This window comes from Bacillus methanolicus PB1, from assembly GCF_000262755.1.
In the GTDB taxonomy this organism is placed as follows: Bacteria; Bacillota; Bacilli; order Bacillales; family Cytobacillaceae; genus Bacillus_Z; species Bacillus_Z methanolicus.
This window is the reverse complement of sequence record NZ_AFEU01000003.1, coordinates 933,965-958,184: the sequence shown is the minus strand read 5'-3', so window position 1 is coordinate 958,184 and position 24,220 is coordinate 933,965. Positions and strand designations below refer to the sequence as shown.

Sequence of the window (24,220 nt, the reverse complement as noted above, 5' to 3'; positions counted from 1 at the left end):
TTTTTGGCTGGTTAAAGAGCTTTTGTTTTGAGCTTAATCCTTCTGTGAGCGCTATTTTTTCATGTCTAAAAAGAACGAACTAAGGCAACAAAGCTTTTAAGCAGGATAGAGGTGAAGGCAGCTTGGAAGGGGACAAGTTGCATGGTTATATAGAGCAATTGCTTCCGGAACGGCCTCCGATTTTGGCGGAGATGGAGCAATTTGCGAAAAAGAATAATGTGCCGATCATGGAGTCTCTCGGGATCGAAGCTATGCTGCAGCTTCTTAGGATCGAAGGGCCAAAATCGATTCTTGAAGTGGGAACAGCTATCGGGTATTCGGCATTAAGAATGGCTTTTGCGCTGCCAGAGACGAAGATTGTGTCAATTGAAAGGGACGCCGAGAGATTTGCCCTTGCTGAAAAATATATAAAAAAGGCCGGAAAAGATTCACAAATTACCCTTATTAAAGGGGATGCACTTGAGGCGAGGGACGAAATAAAAGCTCTAAGACCGTACGATGCCATATTTATCGATGCTGCGAAAGGACAATATCAGCGCTTTTTTGACATCTATTCTCCTTTTCTCAGTGAAAAGGGGCTAATCATAACCGATAATGTCCTGTTTAAAGGGCTTGTATGCGAAACGGAAATTGAAAATAAACGCATACGCAGTCTTGTCAAAAAAATTGACCAATTTAACCGCTGGCTGATGGGCCATCCGGATTTTCATACCGTCATTCTTCCGGTTGGTGACGGGATTGCAATAAGTAAGAAGAGGTGAAAAACATTGAAAAAGCCAGAATTATTAGTGACGCCCACGAGCGTGGAAGATATTATTCCTCTTGCTGAAGCAGGTGCAGATGCTTTTGTGGTCGGAGAACAGCGTTACGGCTTGCGTCTTGCCGGCGAGTTTTCAAGAAACGATGTGGCAAAAGCGATTCAACTTGCTCATTCAAAGGATAAAAAAGTTTATGTCGCCATGAATGCGATCTTTCATAATGATAAAGTGAAAGAGCTAAATGACTATGTTCAATTTTTAAAGGAAATTAGTGCAGATGCCATCATTTTTGGAGATCCGGCTGTATTAATGGCTGTACGTGAAACAGCCCCTGACATGAAGCTGCATTGGAATACGGAAACAACTGCAACGAACTGGTATACGTGCAATTATTGGGGAAGAAAAGGCGCGAAACGGGCTGTATTGGCTCGGGAAATTAACATGGATGCGATTATCGAAATAAAAGAACATGCTGAAGTTGAGATCGAAGTTCAAGTCCATGGCATGACGGCGATGTTTCAATCAAAGCGCTCTCTAATAGGGAATTATTTTGAATACCAGGGCAAAGTGATGGAAATCGAAAATCGCAAACAGGAAAAGAATATGTTTTTGTATGATAAGGAAAGGGATAACAAATATCCAATATTTGAAGATGAAAACGGCACTCATATTATGAGTCCGAATGACATTTGCATAATAGATGAACTGCAGGACTTGATTGAAGCAGGTATTGATTCTTTTAAAATAGACGGGATATTAAAAACTCCAGACTATATTATTAAAGTCACGAAATTATACAGAAAAGCAATCGACCTTTGTGCTGAAGACGTTGATCAATATGAAGAAGTGAAAGATGACCTGTTGGCCCAAATTGAAGAAATTCAACCCGCTAACCGTCCTCTTGACACTGGATTTTTCTTTAAAGAAACCGTTTATTAAAGGGAGGAATGCGTTATGACAGCTGTGAAAGACCGAATTTCACAAATTGTCAACGGAAAACGCGTGATTGTGAAAAAACCTGAGCTGCTCGCACCGGCCGGAAATTTAGAAAAATTGAAAATTGCTGTCCGTTATGGCGCCGATGCTGTGTTTATCGGCGGACAGGAATACGGTTTGCGCTCAAATGCCGATAATTTTACATTTGAAGAAATGAAAGAAGGCGTTGAATTTGCAAAAAAATATGGGGCAAAAATTTATGTAACTACCAATATTTATGCCCATAATGAAAATATCGACGGCCTTGAAGAATATTTTACAGGGTTAAAGGAAGCCGGAATCCACGGAATTATCGTTGCCGATCCGCTCATTATTGAAACATGCCGCCGGATTGCCCCGGAAATTGAAGTGCATTTGAGTACTCAGCAATCCTTGTCAAACTGGAAAGCGGTGCAGTTTTGGAAGGAAGAAGGGCTTGAACGTGTTGTACTTGCCCGTGAAACAAGTGCGGAAGAAATTCGAGAAATAAAAGATAAAGTGGATATTGAAATTGAAACATTTGTTCATGGGGCAATGTGCATTGCTTATTCCGGACGCTGTACACTGAGCAATCATATGACAGCGCGGGATTCTAACCGTGGGGGCTGCTGTCAGTCATGCCGCTGGGATTATGATCTTTATAAGCTGGAAGGCGAAAATGAAGTTCCTTTGTTTAACAATGAAGATGCACCATTTGCAATGAGCCCGAAAGATTTGAAATTGATCGAATCAATCCCTAAAATGATAGAAATGGGCATTGACAGCTTAAAAATTGAAGGCCGAATGAAATCGATTCATTATGTGGCAACAGTAACCAGTGTTTACAGAAAAGTGATCGATGCTTATTGCGCTGACCCGGATAATTTTGTCATCCGAAAAGAATGGCTTGAAGAACTCGATAAATGCGCAAACCGTGATACAGCACCTGCCTTTTTTGAAGGAATTCCTGGGTATAAAGAACAAATGTTCGGAAATCATGGCAAAAAGACAAAGTTTGACTTTGTTGGACTTGTATTGGATTATAATTCTGAGACACAAATGGTTACTTTGCAGCAGCGCAATCATTTTAAACCGGGACAAGAGGTGGAATTTTTCGGATCGGAAATTGAAAACTTTACACAAGTAATTGATAAAATTTGGGATGAAGACGGTAATGAGCTTGATGCAGCCCGCCATCCGCTTCAAATAGTAAAGTTTAAAGTAAATAAGCCTGTTTACCCGTACAACATGATGCGAAAGGAGATTTAATATTCTTGAACCGCAAACCTGTTGTGATTGGTGTTGCCGGAGGTTCCGGTTCCGGAAAAACGAGTGTGACAAAATCCATTTATGAACACTTCAAAGGGCACTCAATCTTAATTATTGAGCAAGATTATTATTATAAAGATCAAAGCCATTTGCCGTTTGAAGAACGGCTAAAAACAAATTACGACCATCCGCTCGCTTTTGATAATGATCTGTTAATTGAGCATCTAAAAAAGCTTATTAAATTTGAGCCAATCGAAAAACCTGTCTATGATTATTCGATTCATACACGTTCTGATAAAGTCATCCGCGTTGAACCGAAAGAAGTGATCATTCTAGAGGGTATTTTAGTGCTCGAAGACGAACGACTCCGCAATTTAATGGATATTAAGCTTTTTGTTGACACAGATGCGGACCTTAGAATTATCAGAAGGCTCACAAGGGATATTAAAGAGCGGGGGCGGACATTGGATTCCGTAATCGAACAATATGTCAATGTAGTCCGGCCAATGCATAATCAATTTATTGAGCCGACAAAGCGATATGCTGATATTATCATTCCGGAAGGCGGCCATAATTTTGTGGCGATCGATTTAATGGTCACAAAAATTCAAACAATTCTTGAACAAAAATCATTTTTATGAAACAATAGCAATAATATTATTAAACACATTAGTTACTGCGCGCGCCCTAATCAGGACGCGCTCCTGTGTATTGTGTTAAGGCAAATACATCTACATAAAATGATTGCACAATCTAATGGGGGATTGTGTGAATACTAGAAGGAGTGAGTGGTTTGACAGAGAAGGTATTCCCGATGACGAAAGCTGGAAAAGAAAAACTGGAACAGGAACTTGAGCATTTAAAAACGGTTAAACGCAAAGAAGTTGTTGAACGCATCAAGATTGCCCGCAGTTTCGGTGATCTTTCCGAGAACTCAGAGTATGATTCAGCGAAAGAAGAGCAGGCGTTTGTTGAAGGCCGTATTACAATTTTGGAAAATATGATCCGAAATGCAAAAATTATTGAAGAAGATGAAATGGAGAGCGATACAGTAACATTAGGACGTTCTGTTACCTTTGTTGAACTTCCGGATGGCGATGAAGAAACATATACAATCGTGGGTAGCGCAGAAGCTGATCCGTTTGAAGGCAAGATTTCAAATGATTCGCCGATTGCAAAAAGCTTGCTTGGCCGCAAAGTCGGCGAAGAAGTAACTGTTCAAACACCTGGTGGAGAAATGAACGTAAGGATTGTTTCGATAAAATAGTTATATTGGAAACGCCTGCTATTTGAAAGAGTTTTCCATTTAGCAGGTTTGAAAATAAGGTGCCTCGTCAACACTTTTGACGAGGTGTTTTTTATGTGGAGAAAGCGGGCGAAAATCTGGATTATTATATGTTTGATTGCCATTGGCCTTTTAATGGGAAGGCTTATGCAACTTCAACTGTTTCAGACTGAAAGCTTCTCAAAACGAAAGATAAACTTATTGGAGGCGAGTGTTGAGCAAAGGTCGCAGGAAATGGTTATTGACAACGGAAGGGGGAATTTTGTCGATCGAAACGGAGAGCCGATCAACTATGAAAAAATTCCTGTCCTAGTCTTGTTCCCTTTTTTGAAAAAAATGAACTGGAACGCAGAGGAAGTGGCCCGTATTCTTCATGTGTCTAAAAATATGCTTTTACAGGCAGTGGAATCAGCTAAAGATCCTTTTATCTTTGGCGATCCGGACCCTGTGAAGCTTTCACTCGACCAAATGGAGGAAATTAATGCTTTAAAAATCCCGGGTGTATTTGCAGTCGAGAGAAAAAATGAATTCAAGAACACACTTGCAGAACAATTACTCGGGCTGACAGGAGAAAATCCATCTGAATTGCAAAAAAGATACCCGGATAAAGACTTGTCGCCAAGGACACTTATAGGCATTTCAGGGTTGGAAGAAAGCTTTGATGAATTTTTGCTGCCTGAAGGAAAATCAAAGCTTGTATTTCATGTTGATGGAGAGGGTGCTCCGCTCTTTGGCATAAATGTAAAGTATGTCGAACCGGCCAATCCTTTTTACCCGGTAAATATAAAAACAACAGTTGATAAGGAATTGCAGTCCATTGCTGAAAAACTTGTCGATCAACACGGGATAAAAAAAGGCGGACTTGTTTTACTGGATATTGAAACAAACAGTGTCCTTGCAATGGTATCTCGTCCCAGCATTAACAAAAATAATCCATATGATCAAAATGGAATCACAAACAGAATGCTGAAACAAGAGATTATCGGATCTGTTTTCAAAACAGCAGTTGCTGCAGCTGCAATTGATTATAACCTTGATAACCCTTCAAGAATGTTTGACTGCAACAAGAAAATAAACGGTAATCCTGATGAAAAACACCAGTACGGAATGCTCAATTTTACGGAAAGCTTTGCGAGAAGCTGCAATAATACATTCGGGACGATTGCTAAAGAATTAAAAAACATTGATCCTAATATTTTGGAAGATTATGCAGGACGGCTTTCCTTAACCGGAAAGACCGGCTGGGAAGGAGATATTTATCACTTTGAAAATTTTAGACAACTGAAAGATGAAGATTCCGGGAGGGTCTTTTTGGAAGAAGAAGAAAAAAAGGATGATAATTTTGTTGCTCTTTCAGGGATCGGGCAGCATGAAGTCCGTGCCACCCCGCTCGCTGTAGCAAACATGATGGCAACGATTGCAAGAGGTGGAAAAAAAGAAATGGTTAGAGTGGTAACAGAAATTGAATATAAAAATGGGACGACGATGCTTCAGTTTCCAAAAAAAATTATGAAAGGAGAAACAATCGCTCCTTATACAGCGATGAAGCTTCAGAAATTATTGCGGGAAGTTATTGCTAATAAGAATGGAACCGGAAGATGGTTTCAAAACCTTCCTTATGAGGTGGCCGGTAAATCAGGAACGGCTGAAACAGCCATCTATGAAAATGGAAAACAGCTTCACAATAAATGGTTTGCAGGGTATTTTCCATATAAAAACCCAAAATATGCACTTGTAACTGTCAATCTGGGAGTGTATGAAGATACAGGAGGGGTAAATCCTCTGTTTGCCGATATGGTAAAAGCGATTTATGACTATGATCATGGTTATTAAATCTTAATCCTTTTGACCCTGTTCTCTCTTTTACGTTTATGTTAAATTTCTTCATGTTTCCTTAAAGACATGATAGAATGTTGACAACCTTATAAAAGGGAGGGAACACTTTTGAAAGGCGGATATGAAAATGATTTCGCATCCCGGTCAAGAATTCGGGAAAAGAGGCGCAAAACAAATCTCATTTTAAATAGTTTAATTGGAATCGTACTCCTTCTTATTGTTATCGTTTCCTTTAATATTTTTTTCGGAGGAAACGATGAAAAAACAGCAGGGAATCATGAGAAGAGAACCGAAACAAATCAAGTTAAAAATGAAGGGAACCGTTCTGAAAGTGAAGAAAACGATGGGGAAGAAGAATTCGAAGAAGAAAGCCAGGAAGAGTCAAATTATGAAAAAGAATCAGAGGATCCTTCAGATGAAGAAGCCGACGATGATTCTTCAACTCAAGAGAGTGAACCTTTTGTAACGGAAGGGGGCAGCAGCCCGGATGTCAAGGCGACAATCGTAAACCCTGACTGGAAGCCGATTGGCACCTCGCAAACCGGTGAACATCCGGCTGCTGTTTATGATGAAAGCTCAGTTGACTGGCAAGAAATGCTCCAAGCCATATCTTATGCTACCGGAATTGATCAAAGCAATATGACCGTATGGTTTTTAGGCAATAACGGACCTAATAAATCAGTCGGTACAATATCTTCAAAAAGCGATAAACGAAAGTACAAGGTGTATATTGAGTGGGTAGACGGCCAAGGGTGGAAGCCTATTAAGGTGGAAGAATTGCATGGATAAGGATCAAGCAAACGAAAAATTGCAAAGAGGATGGGAGAAACCCCATTCTCTTTTTCTATGCCCGGCTTCACAAGGAACGCTTCGGCACCAATGCATTACGCAAAAAAAGCTTTTTTCCAGCAGGTTGCAGTTGCTAAATAAGGGTTGAGTATGATACATTGAGAACAAGTTACATTTTAAATCATAGTATACTCATAGGAATTATAAGTAATCATCTGGAGCGTGGAACAAATGGGGAAAGAATTTATTGAGCTGTTTGAACATTGGGCTGATTCTTACGATTCAAGCGTGACTGGCCATGATGAAGAATATAAAGAAGTTTTTTTACATTATGAAAAAATTCTTGGAGAAGTAGCAAAGCGGGCTTTTGGCCATGTACTTGAATTTGGCGCGGGCACAGGAAACCTTACCCTGAAGCTTATTGAGAAAGGCTTAACAGTTACCGCAATTGAGCCTTCTCCTTCAATGAGAAATATTGCGAAAGGAAAACTCGGAAATAAGGCGGAAATCATGGACGGTGATTTTCTATGTTACCCGAAAGACTGTTCTGTTGATACTATTGTCAGCACTTATGCATTTCACCACTTAACAGATGAGGAAAAGCGCCAGGCGATTGCCGGCTATGGAAACCAGCTTGATGAGGGTGGTAAAATAATATTTGCCGATACAATGTATGAATCGGAAGATGCTTATAAAGAAGCGATTTCGGATGCATTATCAAAAGGTTTTCATAATCTTGCTGAAGATTTGCAAAGAGAATACTATACAACCATTCCAAAATTAAGAAACATGCTTGAGGAAAACGGATTCTCAGCCAATTTTGATCAATGCAACGGTTTTGTCTGGATTATGGAGGCCGAAAAACTTTAAAAGAGAGGTCAAATAATGAAAATAGCAATAATTGGAGCCATGGAAGAAGAAGTAGCTTTATTGCGTGAAAAGATGGAAGACCGGAGCGTTGAAACAATTGCCGGATGCGAGTTTACTTCCGGGATATTGGATGGAGCGAACGTTGTTTTATTGCGCTCCGGTATTGGAAAGGTGAATGCGGCAATGTCCACTTCCATTCTTTTGGAAAGATTTAAATCTGACTATGTTATTAATACAGGATCTGCCGGGGGATTAAATCCGGTGCTGAATGTCGGTGATATTGTGATTTCAACAGAGGTGCGCCATCATGATGTAGATGTAACCGCCTTCGGCTATGAATACGGCCAGGTCCCTCAATTGCCTGCTGCATTTGAAGCAAATCGTGAATTAGTACAGATTGCCGAGACTGCTGCCAAGGAAATCAAAAATATTCAAGTTGTAAAAGGATTAATTGCAACCGGAGATTCTTTTATGAATGACCCCGAACGGGTCGAAGTAATTCGGAATAAATTTACCGGTCTTCAAGCAGTTGAAATGGAAGCGGCGGCAATTGCCCAGGTAGCTTACCAGTTCGGCTGCCCTTTTGTTGTGATTCGTTCCTTATCTGATATTGCCGGGAAAGAATCAAATGTATCATTTGAACAATATCTGGAAAAAGCTGCAGTTAATTCAGCTACACTCGTGATGAAAATCGTTACCTCCTTAAAAAAGAAAAATTAATCCGGAGGGAGAAAAATGAAGGTTTATAAAAGTGTACATGAATTGATCGGAAATACCCCGATTGTGGAGCTTACCCGCTTTCAGGTTCCTGAAGGAGTCAGGCTGTTTGCAAAATTAGAATTTTTAAATCCTGGGGGAAGTATAAAAGACCGTCTTGGACTAGCGCTTCTTAAAGATGCATTCGAAAACGGGAAATTAAAAGAAGGAGGTACATTAATTGAGCCGACAGCCGGAAATACCGGCATCGGACTCGCTCTTGCGGCAATAAATAGAGGCATCAACGTTATTTTTTGTGTGCCGGAAAAATTCAGCCTTGAAAAACAAGAGCTTATGAAAGCGTTGGGAGCAAAAATTGTTCATACTCCGACAAATGAGGGTATGAAAGGCGCAATTGAAAAAGCTGAAGAGCTCCTTAAAGAAATTCCCGGCTCATATTGCCCCCAGCAATTCGTCAACCCTGCCAATCCGAAAACATATTATCATACTCTAGGCCCGGAAATATGGGAGCAAATGGATGGCCAAATAGACGTATTTGTTGCAGGAGCGGGAACCGGCGGGACATTTATGGGGACCGCACGTTACTTAAAAGAAAAAAATTGTGAGATTAAAACCGTGATTGTTGAACCTGAAGGCTCAATTTTAAATGGCGGTGAACCAGGCCCCCATAAAACAGAAGGGATTGGCATGGAGTTTTTGCCGGAATATATGGATATATCTTATTTTGATGCAATTCATACTGTTTCCGATGAAGATGCTTTTCAACTTGTGAAAGAATTGGCTGCAAAAGAAGGCCTTCTTGTCGGAAGTTCATCTGGAGCTGCAATGAAAGCGGGACTGGATGAAGCAAAAACAGCCAAGCGAGGCATGAATATTGTCGTTGTCTTCCCTGATGGAAGCGAACGTTATTTAAGTAAGAAGATTTATCAAGGAGGGATATAAGTGCGCAAGAAGACAAAACTGATTCATGGCGGAATTTCAGGCGATCCGTTAACGGGTGCTGTTTCAGTGCCTGTTTATCAAGTGAGCACATACAAACAGGAAGGGATTGGAAACCACAAAGGCTTTGAATACTCCCGGACAGGAAATCCAACTCGCCATGCACTCGAAGAGCTTATTAAAGATTTAGAAGACGGTAAAGCAGGTTTTGCGTTTGGTTCCGGTATGGCAGCCATTACTGCAGTGATGATGTTGTTTAACAGCGGAGATCACGTACTTTTAACCGATGATGTATACGGCGGTACATACCGGGTCATGTCAAAAGTTCTAAACCGTTTCGGAATTGACAGTACATTTGTCGACACGAGCAATCTAGAAAATATTGAAAAAGAAATCAAACCGAATACGAGGGCCATTTATATTGAAACACCGACGAATCCTTTGCTGAAAATTACTGATATCGCTTCCGCGTCTGAATTAGCAAAAAAACATAATTTGCTGACGATTGTTGATAATACATTTTCAACACCATACTGGCAGCAGCCGCTCAAACTTGGAGCGGATATCGTTCTTCACAGTGCAACAAAATACCTCGGCGGCCACAGCGACGTTGTTGCAGGACTTGTTGTTGTAAACAGCGACAAATTGGCAGAAGACTTACACTTTATTCAAAACTCTACTGGAGGAGTGTTAGGGCCGCAAGATTCATGGCTGTTAATGAGAGGAATCAAAACGCTCGGAGTCCGGATGGAAGAGCACGAAGCATCTACCAGAAGAATTGTTCAATTCCTTCAGGAGCATCCGGCTGTAAAAAAAGTATATTATCCAGGTCTTGAATCACATCCAAACCATGAGATAGCCAAGAAACAAAGCGGAGGCTTCGGCGGAATGGTATCCTTCGATGCCGGCAGTGAGGAAAAAGCTGATGCGCTTCTTCGGAATATTAACTATTTTACATTGGCTGAAAGTCTTGGAGCAGTAGAAAGTTTAATTTCTGTACCTGCGAAGATGACACATGCCTCCATCCCTCCGGAGCGGCGTGCGGAACTTGGGATTACGGACGGTTTAGTTCGTATATCAGTCGGCCTTGAAGATGTGTATGATTTGATTGAGGATTTAGATCAAGCATTAAATAAATAACTGAGAACGGGCCTCTTTTCGAAAGGGTCCGTTTTTCAATTGTTTCCATTCGTTCAATTTTTTACATCATCTATAAAACTTCTAATTATGTTAATGTAGAATGAGAGACTTTCTTAAAGCGCAGGTGATGTAAAAATGAATCAAAACGCTAAGAAGTTATATGAAAAAATGGTTGATTATAAACGTTTTGCAGTTGTTCTGTTAGCAGTCGGCGCTTTTTTTTATTTAGGAGCAGTGATACCATCCGCGACAAAAGTGATGGCGGATTTATATATTAAGATGGCAGCTACAACCGGATTCCTGGCAGGTTCGGTCTTGTTCTTTATTTTGTCAAAACAATGTCAAACAAGGCTGATGGAATTGGAAGAAGGCCGGGAATATATTATGAAAAAGTAAAACGTCCTGTAACTTTTAGGGCGTTTTTTCTATATCTTATTGGAGCGTATAAATGAATTGACAATAGTAACAAAATGTTCACATCCCTTCAGGATTAATCGCTTGGAAATATGGTAAATTCGAATTAGAACTCGAACATTTCAAGAGGGGTGCAGAATATGTTCATGATCGTTATGGCATTTTTGATCACTGGAACAATTGGCTGCATAATTGTTTCAGAAGTTAGTGCTGAAGTATAGAGTATAAAAGGTTAATTGAATGATAAAAGAAAGCATCAACTATAATAGGTTGGTGCTTTCTTTTATCATTCAATCTATATATATAATTAATTTCGTTCGGACAGACACGACCAACCTTTGTTTTACATAGGAATTAGTTATAGGCGAAAATCCTATAAAGCGGGGGTGGGATAAATGTCCGGAATTTTAACGGCACTTGGTTACTTAGTAAAGGAAATTGTCTTCCTTGTCTCGTATGTAAAAAACAATGCCTTTCCTCAACCGCTGTCAGCTGCTGAAGAACGTAAATACTTGCGGTTGATGGCTGAAGGTGATACACTTGCCCGCAATATGTTGATTGAACACAATTTGCGGCTCGTCGCTCATATTGTGAAAAAATTTGAAAATACCGGTGAAGATGCAGAAGATCTTATTTCAATAGGTACAATCGGTTTAATTAAAGCCATTGAGAGCTACTCGGAAGGAAAAGGGACAAAGCTTGCCACATATGCTGCAAGATGTATCGAGAACGAAATATTAATGCATCTTCGCGCATTAAAAAAGACAAAAAAGGACGTTTCATTACATGACCCGATTGGACAGGATAAAGAGGGAAATGAAATTTCACTGATTGATGTCCTGAAATCAGAATCTGAAGATGTAATAGATACAATTCAATTGAATATGGAACTTGAAAAAGTAAAAGAATATATTGATGTTTTAGATGAACGGGAAAAAGAAGTAATTGTCGGCCGCTTCGGATTAGATCTTCAAAAAGAAAAAACTCAGCGGGAGATAGCGAAAGAGCTCGGGATTTCGAGGAGCTATGTTTCAAGGATTGAGAAGCGGGCGTTAATGAAAATGTTTCATGAGTTTTATCGTGCGGAAAAAGAAAAACGAAAAAACAGCAATTAGAAAGCAAAGAGGCTGACTCAAATCAAGAGTCAGCCTCTTTTAACGGGTCTAAACCTTTCTGAGTTTAAACGGACTAACCATTAACAAGGAAAGGAAAATCATAAGAAATAAGTATGTTTGCGGCGGAAGATACGGGATGGCAAGGAAGCTTACCGTTGCCAGGCATCCGGCTGCCGTTATTGGAAGACCTGTAAAAAATCCGTTGTTTTCACTTATGTTAAAGCGTGCTAATCGAAATGCGCCACAGCATATATAAAAAACAGCAAAGAACGTTCCCGGAGCTCCATATTCAAATAAAATTCCTTTATATAATAATAGTGCAGGGGCAACTCCAAATGATATAATATCACTCATAGAATCTAATTGCTTGCCAAGCTCAGATTCAATATTGAACTTTCTGGCTACCATTCCATCAAATCGGTCAGCTAGAGCAGCAATAAAAATAAGCAATAAGCTTAAATTTAAGTTGCCGTTTATTCCTGAAATAATCGCAAAACCGCCTAAAGCCAAATTCATTAACGTTAAAACGTTGGCTGTTTGTGCTTTTATTTTTTTGATTGTCTGATCAAGAACATCAGATAAAAACATTCTTTTCACCCCTTGATATAGGAAAGAAGCTAACCTTGTAATTCTATTATATAATAATATTTTATTTTAAGCTTTTTATGACTGTACGTAAAGAGTCTTTAAACACAAGATGGAGGTAATCTTGTTGATTTCAAGAATTTATCGTTTGTTTATTGAGCTTACAAACCGAAGATGGACATCAAATTTTCTAAAAAAATTTGCAGGCTCAAAGGCAAGCCGCTTTATCATTCCATCGTTTGCAAGAGTTTATCAAATTGATTTGCAAGAAAATGAAAAAGCGTTGAAAGAATATCAGACACTGCATGATTTCTTCATCCGTAAATTAAAAAAAGGGAGCCGGCACATTGATCCGGATGATTTGTCAATTGTAAGCCCGGTTGATGCTGTAATTGAAGATGCCGGCAATATTTCCCCAGAAAAAATGATTGAAGTAAAGGGAAAGATCTACTCTATTTCTGAGATGCTGGGGAATAATGGCTCATTAAGCAAATACGTCGGTGGTACTTATATGATTTTTTATTTAAGCCCGAGTCATTATCATCGCATTCACAGTCCGGTAACAGGGAAAATAACGAATCAATGGACACTCGGAAACAAATCTTATCCTGTAAATGCACTTGGGTTAAAATATGGGAAGGCTCCTTTATCGAAAAATTTCCGTAAAGTTACGGAAATTGAGCATGATGCAGGAATGATGGCACTGGTTAAAGTTGGAGCAATGTTTGTAAATTCGATTGAAGCCATTCACAATAAGGATTATTTAACAAAAGGAGAAGAAATGGCTTATTTCTCATTTGGCTCCACGGTCGTTTTATTGTTTGAAAAAGCCTCTGTCGAAATATTGCCATCGATCAAACCGCCATTTCATATTAAAGTTGGGGAAAAGATCGGATATTTAAAGAAAGCTTGTAAATGAAATGGGGCAAGATAAGATTATTTGCACTGTCGTTTTCTGTGGAAAAGGGGCGGAGCTACGCTAACAAAAATAGAAATGCCAACTTATCTTTAGCAAGATACATGTTTAGCTTTGTAAATATTTAGAGCTTTGCTTCGCTCACACCGCCTTATTGTGTTGGTTTTGTTTTATAATGAAAGCTATTCCCATGTTTAAGGTTGGGAGTTTAAAACTCATTCATGTTTTTTGTATCGGTTGGCGAGCAAAAGAAAAAGCCCGCAACTGGGCTTGTTTATGATGACACTTTAATTTTGTGTGACAATGAACGCCGTTTGATTTCTTTTTCAATGAGGCGAATAAAATCCTGGCTAAGGTTTAATTCAAGTGCTTTGTAGTATGATTCAATCAGTAATTCGTCCGACAGTCTGTGCATGTCAGCCATTCACCTCCAATTTAAAATAGCAGGTTCTAAAAGAATTTGAAACACATATATTGGTAAGCTATCTGTTTTATCCTTACTCTATCAAATTAAGACATCTAGAACAACCGTTCTCTTATCCACAGTATGTAGTGGATAACTTGTGATTAAATTGTTTATAAATTGGAAAAAAGTATACAATTCAATGTGTAAAATGTGCATAAAGTTATCCACAATTGTTGAAATAAATACAAGTTTGTCGAAAAATATTTATTATCTAGTTCCATGTACCTGTTTTTTGAGGGTTGTTGACGAAAAAATCCCTATAAAATTTGTTTTTAACAAACAAACGGGAAATTGGCACATTCATTTTGAAACTGCCGATTAAATTGGTTATGATGATAACGGTATGATTGAAGCATGATTAAAAGTAATGAGGTGCAGTGTTTTGTTAAAGCATTTTTTGCCTGATCAGCATGTAAAAAGTATTTTTGAAATTACACCAGAGAGTTTAAAAGAAAAAGGGGTAAAGGGAATTATTACAGACCTTGACAACACTCTTGTTGAATGGGACCGCCCCTTTGCAACTCCTATGCTGATTGAATGGTTTGAGCATATAAGAAAAAATGAAATTTTAGTGACGATTGTTTCGAATAATAATGAGAAACGGGTAAAATCGTTTGCTGATCCATTAAATATCCCGTTTATTTATAAGGCGCGAAAACCGATGGGCAGGGCCTTCGAAAAAGCGTTGGCGCAAATGGGGCTGAGGAAGGAAGAAACCGTCGTCATTGGAGATCAATTACTTACTGATGTATTAGGAGGCAACCGGAACGGTTTCCATACAATTTTAGTAGTTCCGATAGCATCTACTGACGGTTTTTTAACACGATTTAACAGAAAGGTTGAAAGAGGAATTCTCAGCTGGCTCAGAAAAAAAGGCATGATAACATGGGAGGATTAATTAGTGAGTGACGATAAGTATTTATGCATCGGCTGCGGGGTAAAGATACAAACGGAAGATCCGCAAGAATTAGGGTATTCACCGAAATCAGCATTAGAAAAAGACCAGGTAATTTGTCAGCGCTGCTTCCGCTTAAAACATTATAATGAGATTCAGGATGTCAATCTGACTGATGATGATTTTCTTAAAATATTAAATAAGATTGGAAAAAGCGATTCATTAATTGTGAAAATTGTAGACATTTTTGATTTTAATGGAAGCTGGCTTCCCGGTTTGCACCGTTTTGCAGGCGGCAATAAAATCTTGCTCGTTGGCAATAAAGTAGATTTGCTTCCGAAATCTGTAAAACACAATAAATTGATTCATTGGATGAAACAAGAAGCTAGGGAGCTCGGTTTAAAACCTGAAGAAGTTTTTCTTGTCAGTGCAGCTAAAGGACATTTCATAAAGAAAACGGCTGCTGCAATCGATGATTACAGGCAAGGGAAAGACGTATATGTTGTCGGCTGCACAAACGTCGGAAAATCAACTTTTATTAATCGGATTATTAAAGAAGTCAGCGGCGAAGGAGACATTATTACAACTTCCCATTTTCCGGGGACAACACTTGATATCATTAAAATACCATTAGATGATGATAAATTTTTAATGGACACGCCCGGAATTATTAATCATCACCAAATGGCTCATTTTGTAGATAAACGTGATTTAAAAACCATTACCCCAAAGAAAGAGATTAAGCCAAAAGTTTATCAATTAAACGAAGGCCAAACATTGTTCTTCGGCGGTTTGGCTCGTTTTGATTATCTCACAGGAGGCAGGCGGTCATTTACATGCTATCTTTCGAACGATCTTTTGATTCATCGTACCAAATTGGAGAACGCTTCTGAATTGTACAACAACCATGTAGGTGAAATGCTTTCTCCGCCTCGGAAAGAACAATTAGATTCGTTTCCAAAACTTGTACGCCATGAATTTATGATTAAGGAAGGAAAAACAGATATTGTCTTTTCGGGACTTGGTTGGGTAACCGTCAACGAACCGGGAGCGAATGTAGCGGCTTATGTTCCAAAAGGTGTACATGTTGTGCTAAGAAAATCGCTTATTTAATCAAAATTTGAATGGGAGGAAAGGCTGTGAAGAAATTATATGGGGTTATAGGAGATCCGATTTCCCATTCGATGTCTCCTGTGATGCACAATGATTTATTTAAGGTTTATGGAATTGATGCCCATTATCACCCTTTCCATGTTAAAAGAGGTGATCTTGAAGCAGCTGTTCAAGGTTTAAAAGCGATTAACTGTTCAGGATTTAATGTAACAGTTCCTCATAAAACGGAAATCATGAATTTTTTGGATGACATTGATCCTCTTGCAGAAGCCATCGGGGCTGTGAATACGGTTGTTAATAAAGGTGGCAGGCTGATTGGATTCAATACAGACGGACGGGGTTTTTTAGAAGGGCTTAAACGAAATTTTGCCGTTTTGGACAGTACGAGAGTCCTTATCATTGGTGCCGGCGGAGCCGCAAAAGCAATTTATTATACGATGGCACATGCAGGTGTAAAGCATATTGATTTTTGTAATCGAACAGCCGAAAAAGCAGCACAGCTTATAGAGGCATGTCCATTTTCTGTTCAATCGAACATATATCCGAGGGAAAAAGCCGAAAATAGGTTAAGCAATTATAACCTCATCATCCAAACTACGTCGGTAGGGATGTCACCGAACATAAATGCTTCTCCATTGTCCCTTGAAAATCTGGGTATTGGGGCTTTTGTAAGTGATATTATCTATAATCCGCTTGAAACGGTCATTTTGCGAGATGCCAAGCGAAGAGGAGCAGGGACGCAAAACGGCTTGGATATGTTCGTTTTTCAAGGAGCGTTTGCTTTTGAAAAATGGACAGGCATTTTTCCCGATATAGAAAGAATGAAACAAATTGTATTGAAACATCTGGGAGGAAAATGAAAATAATGTTAACTGGAAAACAAAAGAGATTTTTACGTTCTGAAGCACACCATCTGAATCCTATATTTCAAGTAGGAAAAGGCGGAGTAAATGAAAATATGATCAAACAAGTTTCCAATGCCCTTGAAGCAAGGGAATTAATGAAAATCAGTGTCCTGCAAAATTGCGAGGATGATAAGAAAACGGTTGCGAATCAGCTTTCAGAGGGAACAGGCGCAGACATTGTACAAATCATTGGAAATACGATTATTCTTTACAAGGAATCAAAAGAAAATAAGCAAATTCAATTGCCATAAAGTGAAACTTCCTTGAGTGGTGTTCTCATAATTCTCATGAACTTGAATGATGATATTATACAGCCCGTTAAATCGGGATAAAGCGAAAGAGGAGGAGCTCCTTTGAAAAAGATCGGAATTCTGGGAGGAACATTCGACCCGCCTCATTATGGACATCTTCTGATTGCAAATGAAGTACTGGAATCGTTGCAGCTTCATGAAGTTTGGTTCATGCCAAATCAAGAACCCCCTCATAAGAAGAAATCATCGATTGGAAATGACGACCGCATAAACATGCTTGAATTGGCAATCGAGGGCAACCCGCATTTTAGAATAGAGCCAATTGAATTAGAACGAATCGGCCCGTCATATACGTATGACACAATGAAGCAGTTAACGGAAATCTATCCTGATTACACTTTTTATTTTATTATCGGAGCAGATATGATTGAATATTTGCCAAAATGGCATAAAATAAACGAACTTTTGCACCTTGTGGAATTTGTCGGCGTAAAAAGACCCGCATACAGTGATGCAACCCATTTCCGTATTCAAAAAGTGGATGTTCCGGAAATAGAAATTTCATCAAGCTTGATCAGGAAACGGAGAAAAGAAGGCAGATCTATCCGATATTATTTGCCTGAATCAGTTAGAAAATATATAGAGGAGAATAAGCTATATGAATCTTGATAATGCTTTAAAGCTAGTTAAGGAACAGTTGACAGAACACCGATATCAGCATACTCTAGGCGTAGTGGAAACAGCGCTGGCTCTTGCTGAACAATATGGGGCAGATAAAAAAAAGGCAGAGCTTGCAGCTGCATTTCATGATTATGCTAAATTCCGTCCAAAAGATGAAATGAAGGAAATTATTATCAATCAAGGCATGCCGCAAGATCTCTTGGATTATAATACCGAACTTTGGCACGCACCCGTAGGCGCCTTTTTAGTTGAAAAAGAAGCGGGCGTAAACGATGATGAAATACTTGATGCGATTCGTTACCATACATCAGGAAGGCCTAAAATGACCTTGCTTGATAAAATCATTTATCTTGCAGATTATATTGAACCCGGAAGAAATTTTCCGGGGGTAGAGGAAGTAAGGATTCTTGCGAAAGAAAATTTGGATAAAGCGTTAATCCGGTCGATTCAAAATACAATCATATTCTTAATAAAAAAAAATCAGCCAATTTATCCTGACACATTTCTAACATACAATAGTCTTGTAACTGTTAAGGAGGATTGAATGAATGAATGAACGCCAAATATTATTGACCGCAGTAAAAGCGGCAGATGATAAAAAAGCAGAAGATATTATTGTTTTAAATATGAAAGGAATTTCAATCGTCGCTGATTATTTTATTATTTGCCACGGGAATTCGGATAAACAGGTTCAGGCGATCGCAAGTGAAATGAAGGAAAAAGTAGAGGAAGCAGGTTATATTGTCAAAAGAATGGAAGGGTTCGATGAAGCTAAATGGGTCCTCGTTGACATTGGTGAAATAGTCGCTCATATTTTTCATCGTGATGAACGAAGTTATTACAATTTGGAACGCCTATGGGGAGATGCTCCGATAGAGAATATTCAAAGCGAGCTAAGTCAATGAGCTACGGAAGGTTTGCATACTTATATGACAAGTTAATGAAGGATGCTCCGTACGACAAATGGGTGGAGATTGTCCTTGCCAAATTAAAAAAGTATAATGTTGAAGGAAAAGAACTGCTGGATCTTGCTTGTGGAACAGGTGAACTTTCTGTTCGCCTTTCCAAGGCAGGATTTCGTGTAACAGGAGTTGATTTGTCCTCAGATATGCTGACGGTAGCACGGGCAAAAGCAGATGAAAACGGACAGTCAATTCGCTTTTTCCAGCAAAGTATGGCTGAACTGGATGGGCTTGGCCAATTTGATGCTGTTTGTATTTTTTGTGATTCTTTAAATTATTTGGAAACTGAAGAAGATGTCAGGAAAGCTTTCAAAAATGTTGCACAGCATCTAAAAAAAGACGGGGTATTGCTTTTTGACGTTCATTCCATCTATAAGATAATGCAAGTATTTATGAATGAAACATTTGCCGTAGTTCAAGAAGATATCTCCTACATATGGCAATGCTATAAAGGTAACTATCCTAACAGCATTGAACATGATCTTGTTTTCTTTGTATTAGATGAAGAAACCGGTCAATATGACCGCTTTGAAGAACTTCATGTCCAGAGAACGTTTTCTGTTAATTATTATGAAAATTGGCTGAAAGAAGCAGGGTTTGAGATGTTGGAAATCTTTTCTGATTTTCATGATTGCCGGCATGACGACAAAGCAGAAAGAATCTTTTTTATAGCAAGAAAGAATGAATAAAAAAGAGGCTGTCTCATAAGGGTCTGACCCTTAGGCTTTTTATACGGTGTCTTATCTAGAAGACTCATTTATCGTGGTGGCTGATATGCCATGGAGTTTGAGACAGCCTTTTCGCTTTTCAACAGCTCCGTTTTAAATTTTTTGTATTAACTTGTAATTTAGGAAGGATTTTTGCCTTTTATGCCGAAATTATTGATTGGGGTATTGCCGGTTTATTTTTTCCAAATCCTCCTCAAATTTTATATGTGTCGCTTGGAACAAGTGTTCAAAAACTTCCCCCAGTTCATTCTCTAAAACCTTAATTCCTTCACCAGTAATACCGCCTTTTACACACACTTTCTCTTGTAATGTTTGCAAAGAATAATGTCTTTTCTTTAATAATTCTCCTAAACCGATCAGCATTTCGCTAGCGAGTTTTACTGCTGTTTCTTCCGGGATTTCGGTTTCCTTTACAGCTGCTGAAATAAATCTGCGGGTAAGGTAGCTGAAAAATGCTGGCCCGCAGCTTACGATGTCTGAAGCGACCCTTGTTATTTCATTCTCAATTTCCACCGGTTTTGAAAAAGTTGAAAATAAATGATATAGTTGTTTTTTCCATTTTTCATCACAATGTTTTCCGAAGGTTAACAAAACAACTCCTGCCAAGGCTCTGTTTGTAATGCTCGGTATTGCCCTTACAACAGAGCAAGGCACAACCCTCTCCAATTGTTCTGTACTGATTGGGCTGGTGATCGAAATCACACATTTGTCAGGAGTTAGAACCGGCAAAATATCCTCGAGCACCCCGTAGACATCATGTGGTTTCACACATATAAAAATTGCATCTGATTGTTTTGCAACCTCCAATGCACTGTTTTTTACAATAATTTCTTCATATGCTGCTTTAATTTCGATCGCCTTGGACAAAGTTCTATTTGTGATAATTAGTGAGGAAGGAGAAACGGCTTTTCCGTCAAGCATTGTTTCTGCCAAAATTCTCCCCATATTTCCAGTTCCGATGATCCCAATTTTCATTGTTCCATCCCTCCATCTCGAGCGGACTCTCATATAACAATATGAAAAAAATTTAAAAATATGACTTTATGAAAGGATTGATTACAAGTGAAAGAATGGCTAAAACAATATAAGATGTATGTAATCTTAGGGGCAGCTGCTTTTCTTTTCGGTGTGTTTTATTGGATGGCCCCTTTAGAAAACAGCAAGATTCCGCAGGAAGACGAAGCGGAATGGTCCATGGCAGATTTAGAGGAGCCTCAAAAGGAAGAAGCCGCAGATACAACTCAAAAAATCATTATGGCAGATATTAAAGGTGCCGTTAAAACTCCAGGGGTATATAAGGCTGAAGAGGGAGAACGAGTTATTGATTTAATTGACAAGGCAGGAGGATTAACGAGTGATGCGGATGCTTCAAAAGTAAATTTTTCAATACGCGTCGCTGATGAAATGGTGATCTATATACCAAAAAAAGGTGAAGAAGCGGAAGGCTATTCGGGAAACTCAACCTTCACAGCCGGCGGAGAGAGCACTCTCGTTAATATCAATAGTGCAGATTCCAGTGAACTTGAAACATTGCCGGGAATCGGACCTTCAAAATCTGCCGCAATTATTGAATACCGGGAAAAAAACGGTCCGTTTAAAACAATCGAAGAAATAAAAAATATAAGAGGTTTTGGTGAAAAGACTTTTGAAAAACTAAAAGACTTGATTACAGTCAATTAGTTACGCTCTGTTTATTTCCAGTGCTTGCCGTGGTTAATCGGGGTGCTTGCACTTATTTTTCAAAATTGACGCATTTTCCTTATTCAGATTAAACTGATGGAGTACATGTCCATAAATAACTTTTGCTTTTAGGGGAGGATTACTAGATGGAACGTATTTCCTGGAACCAATATTTCATGGCTCAGAGCCATTTGCTTGCATTAAGAAGCACATGCACCCGTCTTGCGGTTGGTGCAACAATTGTAAGAGATAAAAGAATTATCGCGGGAGGCTACAATGGATCGATTGCCGGAGGGGAACATTGTATTGACGAAGGCTGCTATGTCATTGACAACCACTGTGTGAGAACCATTCATGCGGAAATGAATGCATTGCTTCAATGTGCAAAGTTTGGAGTTCCTACTGCGGGAGCGGAAATATATGTTACACATTTTCCATGTCTTCAATGCTGCAAGGCTATTATTCAGTCAGGGATTAAAACCGTGTATTATGCAAAGGATTATAAAAACCATCCGTACGCAATTGAGCTTTTTGAAAAAGCAAAGGTAGACGTAATACAAGTGGATAATTTAGATATCTCGATTGATTTTCATAAGCAGGAAAAAGAAACATGAACGGAGAAGTTATTTATTTTGCCATTGCTTCAATTCTCGGGGTACTTTGTGGATTGGAAAATAAAAGTTTATTTATTAGCATGTTTGCAGTTTATGTTTTATTTCTTTTTATAGGAAAATCTTTTTCAAAATCTAGAATTTCTGCGATTTTTGCGGTTTTTTTCATATTCTTTCTTTCTGCAAAAGGGACTTCCATGTACATGAAAACTGCTTTTTCAGGTGATGAAACAAATTTTCGCATCTATTTCAACAAGGAATTAAATGTAGATGGCGACTTGATGAGGACATATGCGGCTGATCAAAATACCGGTGAAGAGTTCGCTGTAAGGTATAAAGTGCTGTCAAAAGCTGAGAAAGAAGCCTTGCCCGGTTTTCTCCTTGGTAAACAATGTATGGCAGCCGGACGGCTTGAGAAACCTCCCCTGCCGCGAAATAAACATGCATTTGACTACCGAAACTATTTAAATCGGGAAGGAATCCACTGGGTTTTAAAGATAGACAACATACATTTTCAAACGTGCAAACCTCAATCTTCATTTCTTATTTCCCTCCGAATTCTCCGGCAAAAAGGAATTTCGTACATTCAACATTTCTTTCCAAACAATGCAGCACAAGTTTCTGCTGCGTTAATTTTTGGCGAGAGAAATTTATATGAACCGGAAATACTTGAAACATATGAAAAAATTGGCATAGTGCACCTATTGGCCATTTCAGGTCTTCAGGTCAGCCTATTGTCAGGAATAATTTTCCTTATCGGATTGCGTGTCGCCATTACAAAGGAAAGGATGCAAAATGCCCTGCTCATTATTTTGCCAGTGTATGGTATCGTAACGGGTGCTTCTCCTTCTGTCATTCGTGCCGTCATCATGACGATGCTGGTGCTAATCAGCTTTAAATTAACATTCAATTACAGGCTCTCACCGCTTGATGCAGTAAGCCTTGCCTTAATGGGCTATATCTTCATAGCTCCATTTATCATTTACGATGTCGGGTTTCAACTTTCATTTACAGTCAGCTATTGCTTAATTGTTTCTGCATCTTCTATATTGCCGCGCATTAAAAACTATATTTTGGCACTTCTTGCAACCACATTTATTTCCCAGCTTTCTTCAATCCCGATCGTTTTATTTCATTTTTATGAAATCTCGATTATATCATTGCTTGCAAATCTCCTTTTTATACCTTTATATTCCTTTGTTTTCACCCCGGCTTCTTTGCTGGCACTAATACTCCATTTCATTTCTCCGAAACTGGCAGCACCCCTTTTAAATTATTTCAATATTTTGGTCATCTATTCAAACGACATTGCAGACAAACTGTCAAAATTCCCCTATGCAACTGTAACATTAGGCAGGCCGAATTTGATTGTTCTTATGATATATATGCTAACAGTATTATTATTTTTCTATCTCTGGGAAAAAAGGGGGTTTTTTTTAAGAAATATTTGGATTCTTGTTTTTCCATTAATTATCAATGGGGCGATTAACTATTTTTCACCTATTGGAGAGGTTACTTTTATTGATGTCGGGCAAGGAGACAGTATTTTTATTAGGCTGCCTCGAGGTCAAGGAACATTCTTAATTGACACAGGAGGAACTGTCCGGTTTGAAAAAGAGAAATGGCAGGAAAGAAAAAAAGCATTTGAAGTTGGAAAAGATGTCGTTGTTCCTTTTTTAAAAAGCAAAGGAATCACAACGATTGATAAATTGATTCTTACTCATGGTGACCAAGACCATATCGGGGGTGCACCTGCATTACTAGAAGAGATGAATGTAAAAGAAATCTTGCTTCCTTTAACTGCTGAAAAATCGGAACTGGAAAGGAAAATCATTAGAATAGCAGAAGAAAAAAACATTCCGGTTACGTTTGCAAAAGGGAAAGATAGATGGAAAAGCGGAAACAGTTTATTTCAGATTCTCCTTCCTGTTGAAGATCAAGCGTTAGACAGAAATAATGGTTCAATTGTTTTACTAGCGAAAATAGGCGGGTTGAAATGGCTGTTTACAGGTGATCTTGAAAAAGAAGGAGAAGAAGTATTGATAAACAACTACAAACATGTTGTGATTGACGTTTTAAAAGTTGGTCATCATGGCAGCAAATCGTCAACTTCGGAACAACTGTTGAAGCATTTTACACCTGAAGCAGCGGTAATTTCTGCAGGCGCAAACAATAGGTTTGGCCACCCTCACAAAGAAGTCATAAATCGATTAGAGGAGCACAAAATAAAAATTTTTCGAACAGATCAACAAGGCGCCGTAACGTATTCATTTCGGGGTAATCGTGGAACCTTTTCAGTTGTTTCTCCATAGTATGTATTATTAATTGAACCATTTTACCC

The 24,220-nt window shown here is 38.8% G+C and carries 27 protein-coding genes and 1 pseudogene; 25 read left to right on the top strand and 3 right to left on the bottom strand.

Annotated elements, in window-relative coordinates; genetic code table 11:
- Positions 1-122 precede the first annotated feature (122 nt).
- The 13 genes from PB1_RS14460 (at position 123) to sigK (ending at position 12,086) form a co-directional block, all read left to right on the top strand.
- Entirely contained in the window at positions 123-761 is a 639-nt protein-coding gene (locus tag PB1_RS14460) for an O-methyltransferase (protein ID WP_004438124.1), read from the top strand.
- 6 nt (positions 762-767) lie between these two features.
- A complete protein-coding gene (locus tag PB1_RS14455) occupies positions 768-1,697 on the top strand; it encodes a peptidase U32 family protein (RefSeq protein ID WP_004438123.1) in 930 nt (309 codons plus the stop codon).
- Positions 1,698-1,712: 15 nt separating this feature from the next.
- On the top strand, positions 1,713-2,981 hold the full coding sequence (locus tag PB1_RS14450) for a peptidase U32 family protein (RefSeq protein WP_004438122.1): 1,269 nt from the start codon (positions 1,713-1,715) through the stop codon (positions 2,979-2,981).
- A gap of 5 nt (positions 2,982-2,986) precedes the next feature.
- Positions 2,987-3,622: a uridine kinase gene (udk, locus tag PB1_RS14445; RefSeq protein WP_004438119.1), complete on the top strand. Its 636-nt coding sequence runs from the start codon at positions 2,987-2,989 to the stop codon at positions 3,620-3,622.
- Positions 3,623-3,774: 152 nt separating this feature from the next.
- Positions 3,775-4,248, top strand: coding sequence for a transcription elongation factor GreA (gene greA / locus PB1_RS14440; protein ID WP_274413123.1), 474 nt, complete (start codon positions 3,775-3,777; stop codon positions 4,246-4,248).
- 93 nt (positions 4,249-4,341) lie between these two features.
- Positions 4,342-6,099 carry a peptidoglycan D,D-transpeptidase FtsI family protein gene (locus tag PB1_RS14435; protein WP_004438114.1) on the top strand — a complete coding sequence of 586 codons (1,758 nt, stop codon included), beginning with the start codon at positions 4,342-4,344 and terminating at the stop codon, positions 6,097-6,099.
- Positions 6,100-6,210: 111 nt separating this feature from the next.
- The gene (locus PB1_RS14430; protein ID WP_004438111.1) at positions 6,211-6,891 is read left to right on the top strand and encodes a DUF1510 family protein; all 681 of its coding nucleotides are present in this window, start codon (positions 6,211-6,213) and stop codon (positions 6,889-6,891) included.
- 231 nt (positions 6,892-7,122) lie between these two features.
- The gene (locus PB1_RS14425) at positions 7,123-7,761 is read left to right on the top strand and encodes a class I SAM-dependent methyltransferase (RefSeq protein WP_004438096.1); all 639 of its coding nucleotides are present in this window, start codon (positions 7,123-7,125) and stop codon (positions 7,759-7,761) included.
- Positions 7,762-7,776: 15 nt separating this feature from the next.
- Positions 7,777-8,481: a 5'-methylthioadenosine/S-adenosylhomocysteine nucleosidase gene (gene mtnN, locus PB1_RS14420; protein WP_004438094.1), complete on the top strand. Its 705-nt coding sequence runs from the start codon at positions 7,777-7,779 to the stop codon at positions 8,479-8,481.
- 15 nt (positions 8,482-8,496) lie between these two features.
- Complete coding sequence (gene cysK / locus PB1_RS14415) at positions 8,497-9,420, top strand: cysteine synthase A (protein ID WP_004438091.1); 924 nt, start codon at positions 8,497-8,499, stop codon at positions 9,418-9,420.
- Positions 9,421-10,557 (top strand): bifunctional cystathionine gamma-lyase/homocysteine desulfhydrase, encoded by a 1,137-nt coding sequence (locus PB1_RS14410; RefSeq protein WP_004438090.1) that lies wholly within the window; start codon positions 9,421-9,423, stop codon positions 10,555-10,557.
- A 135-nt stretch (positions 10,558-10,692) separates the two neighbouring features.
- A complete protein-coding gene (locus PB1_RS14405) occupies positions 10,693-10,953 on the top strand; it encodes a YrhC family protein (protein WP_004438089.1) in 261 nt (86 codons plus the stop codon).
- A 413-nt stretch (positions 10,954-11,366) separates the two neighbouring features.
- Positions 11,367-12,086, top strand: coding sequence for an RNA polymerase sporulation sigma factor SigK (sigK, locus tag PB1_RS14400; RefSeq protein ID WP_004438088.1), 720 nt, complete (start codon positions 11,367-11,369; stop codon positions 12,084-12,086).
- A gap of 48 nt (positions 12,087-12,134) precedes the next feature.
- Here sigK and pssA read toward each other — a convergent pair whose 3' ends face one another.
- The gene (gene pssA, locus PB1_RS14395; RefSeq protein WP_004438087.1) at positions 12,135-12,674 is read right to left on the bottom strand and encodes a CDP-diacylglycerol--serine O-phosphatidyltransferase; all 540 of its coding nucleotides are present in this window, start codon (positions 12,672-12,674) and stop codon (positions 12,135-12,137) included.
- A gap of 124 nt (positions 12,675-12,798) precedes the next feature.
- Here pssA and PB1_RS14390 point away from each other — a divergent pair, with 124 nt between their 5' ends.
- Positions 12,799-13,590, top strand: coding sequence for a phosphatidylserine decarboxylase (locus PB1_RS14390; RefSeq protein WP_004438086.1), 792 nt, complete (start codon positions 12,799-12,801; stop codon positions 13,588-13,590).
- 271 nt (positions 13,591-13,861) lie between these two features.
- Here PB1_RS14390 and PB1_RS14385 read toward each other — a convergent pair whose 3' ends face one another.
- A complete protein-coding gene (locus PB1_RS14385; protein WP_004435887.1) occupies positions 13,862-14,002 on the bottom strand; it encodes a sporulation histidine kinase inhibitor Sda in 141 nt (46 codons plus the stop codon).
- Between the two features lie 433 nt (positions 14,003-14,435).
- Between PB1_RS14385 and PB1_RS14380 the strand changes: the two genes are divergently transcribed.
- The 8 genes from PB1_RS14380 to PB1_RS14345 all read left to right on the top strand — a co-directional run bounded on the left by PB1_RS14380 (position 14,436) and on the right by PB1_RS14345 (position 19,549).
- Positions 14,436-14,951 carry a YqeG family HAD IIIA-type phosphatase gene (locus tag PB1_RS14380; RefSeq protein WP_004438085.1) on the top strand — a complete coding sequence of 172 codons (516 nt, stop codon included), beginning with the start codon at positions 14,436-14,438 and terminating at the stop codon, positions 14,949-14,951.
- Between the two features lie 3 nt (positions 14,952-14,954).
- The gene (gene yqeH, locus PB1_RS14375; protein ID WP_004438084.1) at positions 14,955-16,061 is read left to right on the top strand and encodes a ribosome biogenesis GTPase YqeH; all 1,107 of its coding nucleotides are present in this window, start codon (positions 14,955-14,957) and stop codon (positions 16,059-16,061) included.
- Between the two features lie 26 nt (positions 16,062-16,087).
- Complete coding sequence (aroE, locus tag PB1_RS14370; protein WP_004438082.1) at positions 16,088-16,921, top strand: shikimate dehydrogenase; 834 nt, start codon at positions 16,088-16,090, stop codon at positions 16,919-16,921.
- Between the two features lie 5 nt (positions 16,922-16,926).
- Positions 16,927-17,217, top strand: a complete 291-nt coding sequence (gene yhbY, locus PB1_RS14365; protein ID WP_004438079.1) for a ribosome assembly RNA-binding protein YhbY — start codon at positions 16,927-16,929, stop codon at positions 17,215-17,217.
- Positions 17,218-17,319: 102 nt separating this feature from the next.
- Entirely contained in the window at positions 17,320-17,886 is a 567-nt protein-coding gene (locus tag PB1_RS14360) for a nicotinate-nucleotide adenylyltransferase (protein ID WP_004438076.1), read from the top strand.
- Positions 17,876-18,442: a bis(5'-nucleosyl)-tetraphosphatase (symmetrical) YqeK gene (yqeK, locus tag PB1_RS14355; RefSeq protein ID WP_004438075.1), complete on the top strand. Its 567-nt coding sequence runs from the start codon at positions 17,876-17,878 to the stop codon at positions 18,440-18,442. The genes PB1_RS14360 and yqeK overlap by 11 nt, the downstream gene beginning before the upstream one ends.
- 4 nt (positions 18,443-18,446) lie before the next feature.
- On the top strand, positions 18,447-18,803 hold the full coding sequence (gene rsfS / locus PB1_RS14350; protein ID WP_004438071.1) for a ribosome silencing factor: 357 nt from the start codon (positions 18,447-18,449) through the stop codon (positions 18,801-18,803).
- A complete protein-coding gene (locus tag PB1_RS14345; RefSeq protein WP_004438068.1) occupies positions 18,800-19,549 on the top strand; it encodes a class I SAM-dependent DNA methyltransferase in 750 nt (249 codons plus the stop codon). Before rsfS ends, PB1_RS14345 begins: the two co-directional genes overlap by 4 nt.
- A 189-nt stretch (positions 19,550-19,738) precedes the next feature.
- Here PB1_RS14345 and comER read toward each other — a convergent pair whose 3' ends face one another.
- Positions 19,739-20,563, bottom strand: a complete 825-nt coding sequence (gene comER, locus PB1_RS14340; RefSeq protein WP_004438066.1) for a late competence protein ComER — start codon at positions 20,561-20,563, stop codon at positions 19,739-19,741.
- 87 nt (positions 20,564-20,650) lie between these two features.
- On the opposite strand from comER, the gene PB1_RS14335 reads away from it, so the two are divergent.
- The 3 genes and pseudogenes from PB1_RS14335 to PB1_RS14325 all read left to right on the top strand — a co-directional run bounded on the left by PB1_RS14335 (position 20,651) and on the right by PB1_RS14325 (position 24,191).
- On the top strand, positions 20,651-21,268 hold the full coding sequence (locus PB1_RS14335) for a helix-hairpin-helix domain-containing protein (protein WP_004438063.1): 618 nt from the start codon (positions 20,651-20,653) through the stop codon (positions 21,266-21,268).
- 146 nt (positions 21,269-21,414) lie between these two features.
- A pseudogene (locus tag PB1_RS14330) lies at positions 21,415-21,873 on the top strand (ComE operon protein 2); the annotation flags it as partial.
- A gap of 5 nt (positions 21,874-21,878) precedes the next feature.
- The gene (locus tag PB1_RS14325) at positions 21,879-24,191 is read left to right on the top strand and encodes a DNA internalization-related competence protein ComEC/Rec2 (protein ID WP_004438058.1); all 2,313 of its coding nucleotides are present in this window, start codon (positions 21,879-21,881) and stop codon (positions 24,189-24,191) included.
- Positions 24,192-24,220 lie beyond the last annotated feature (29 nt).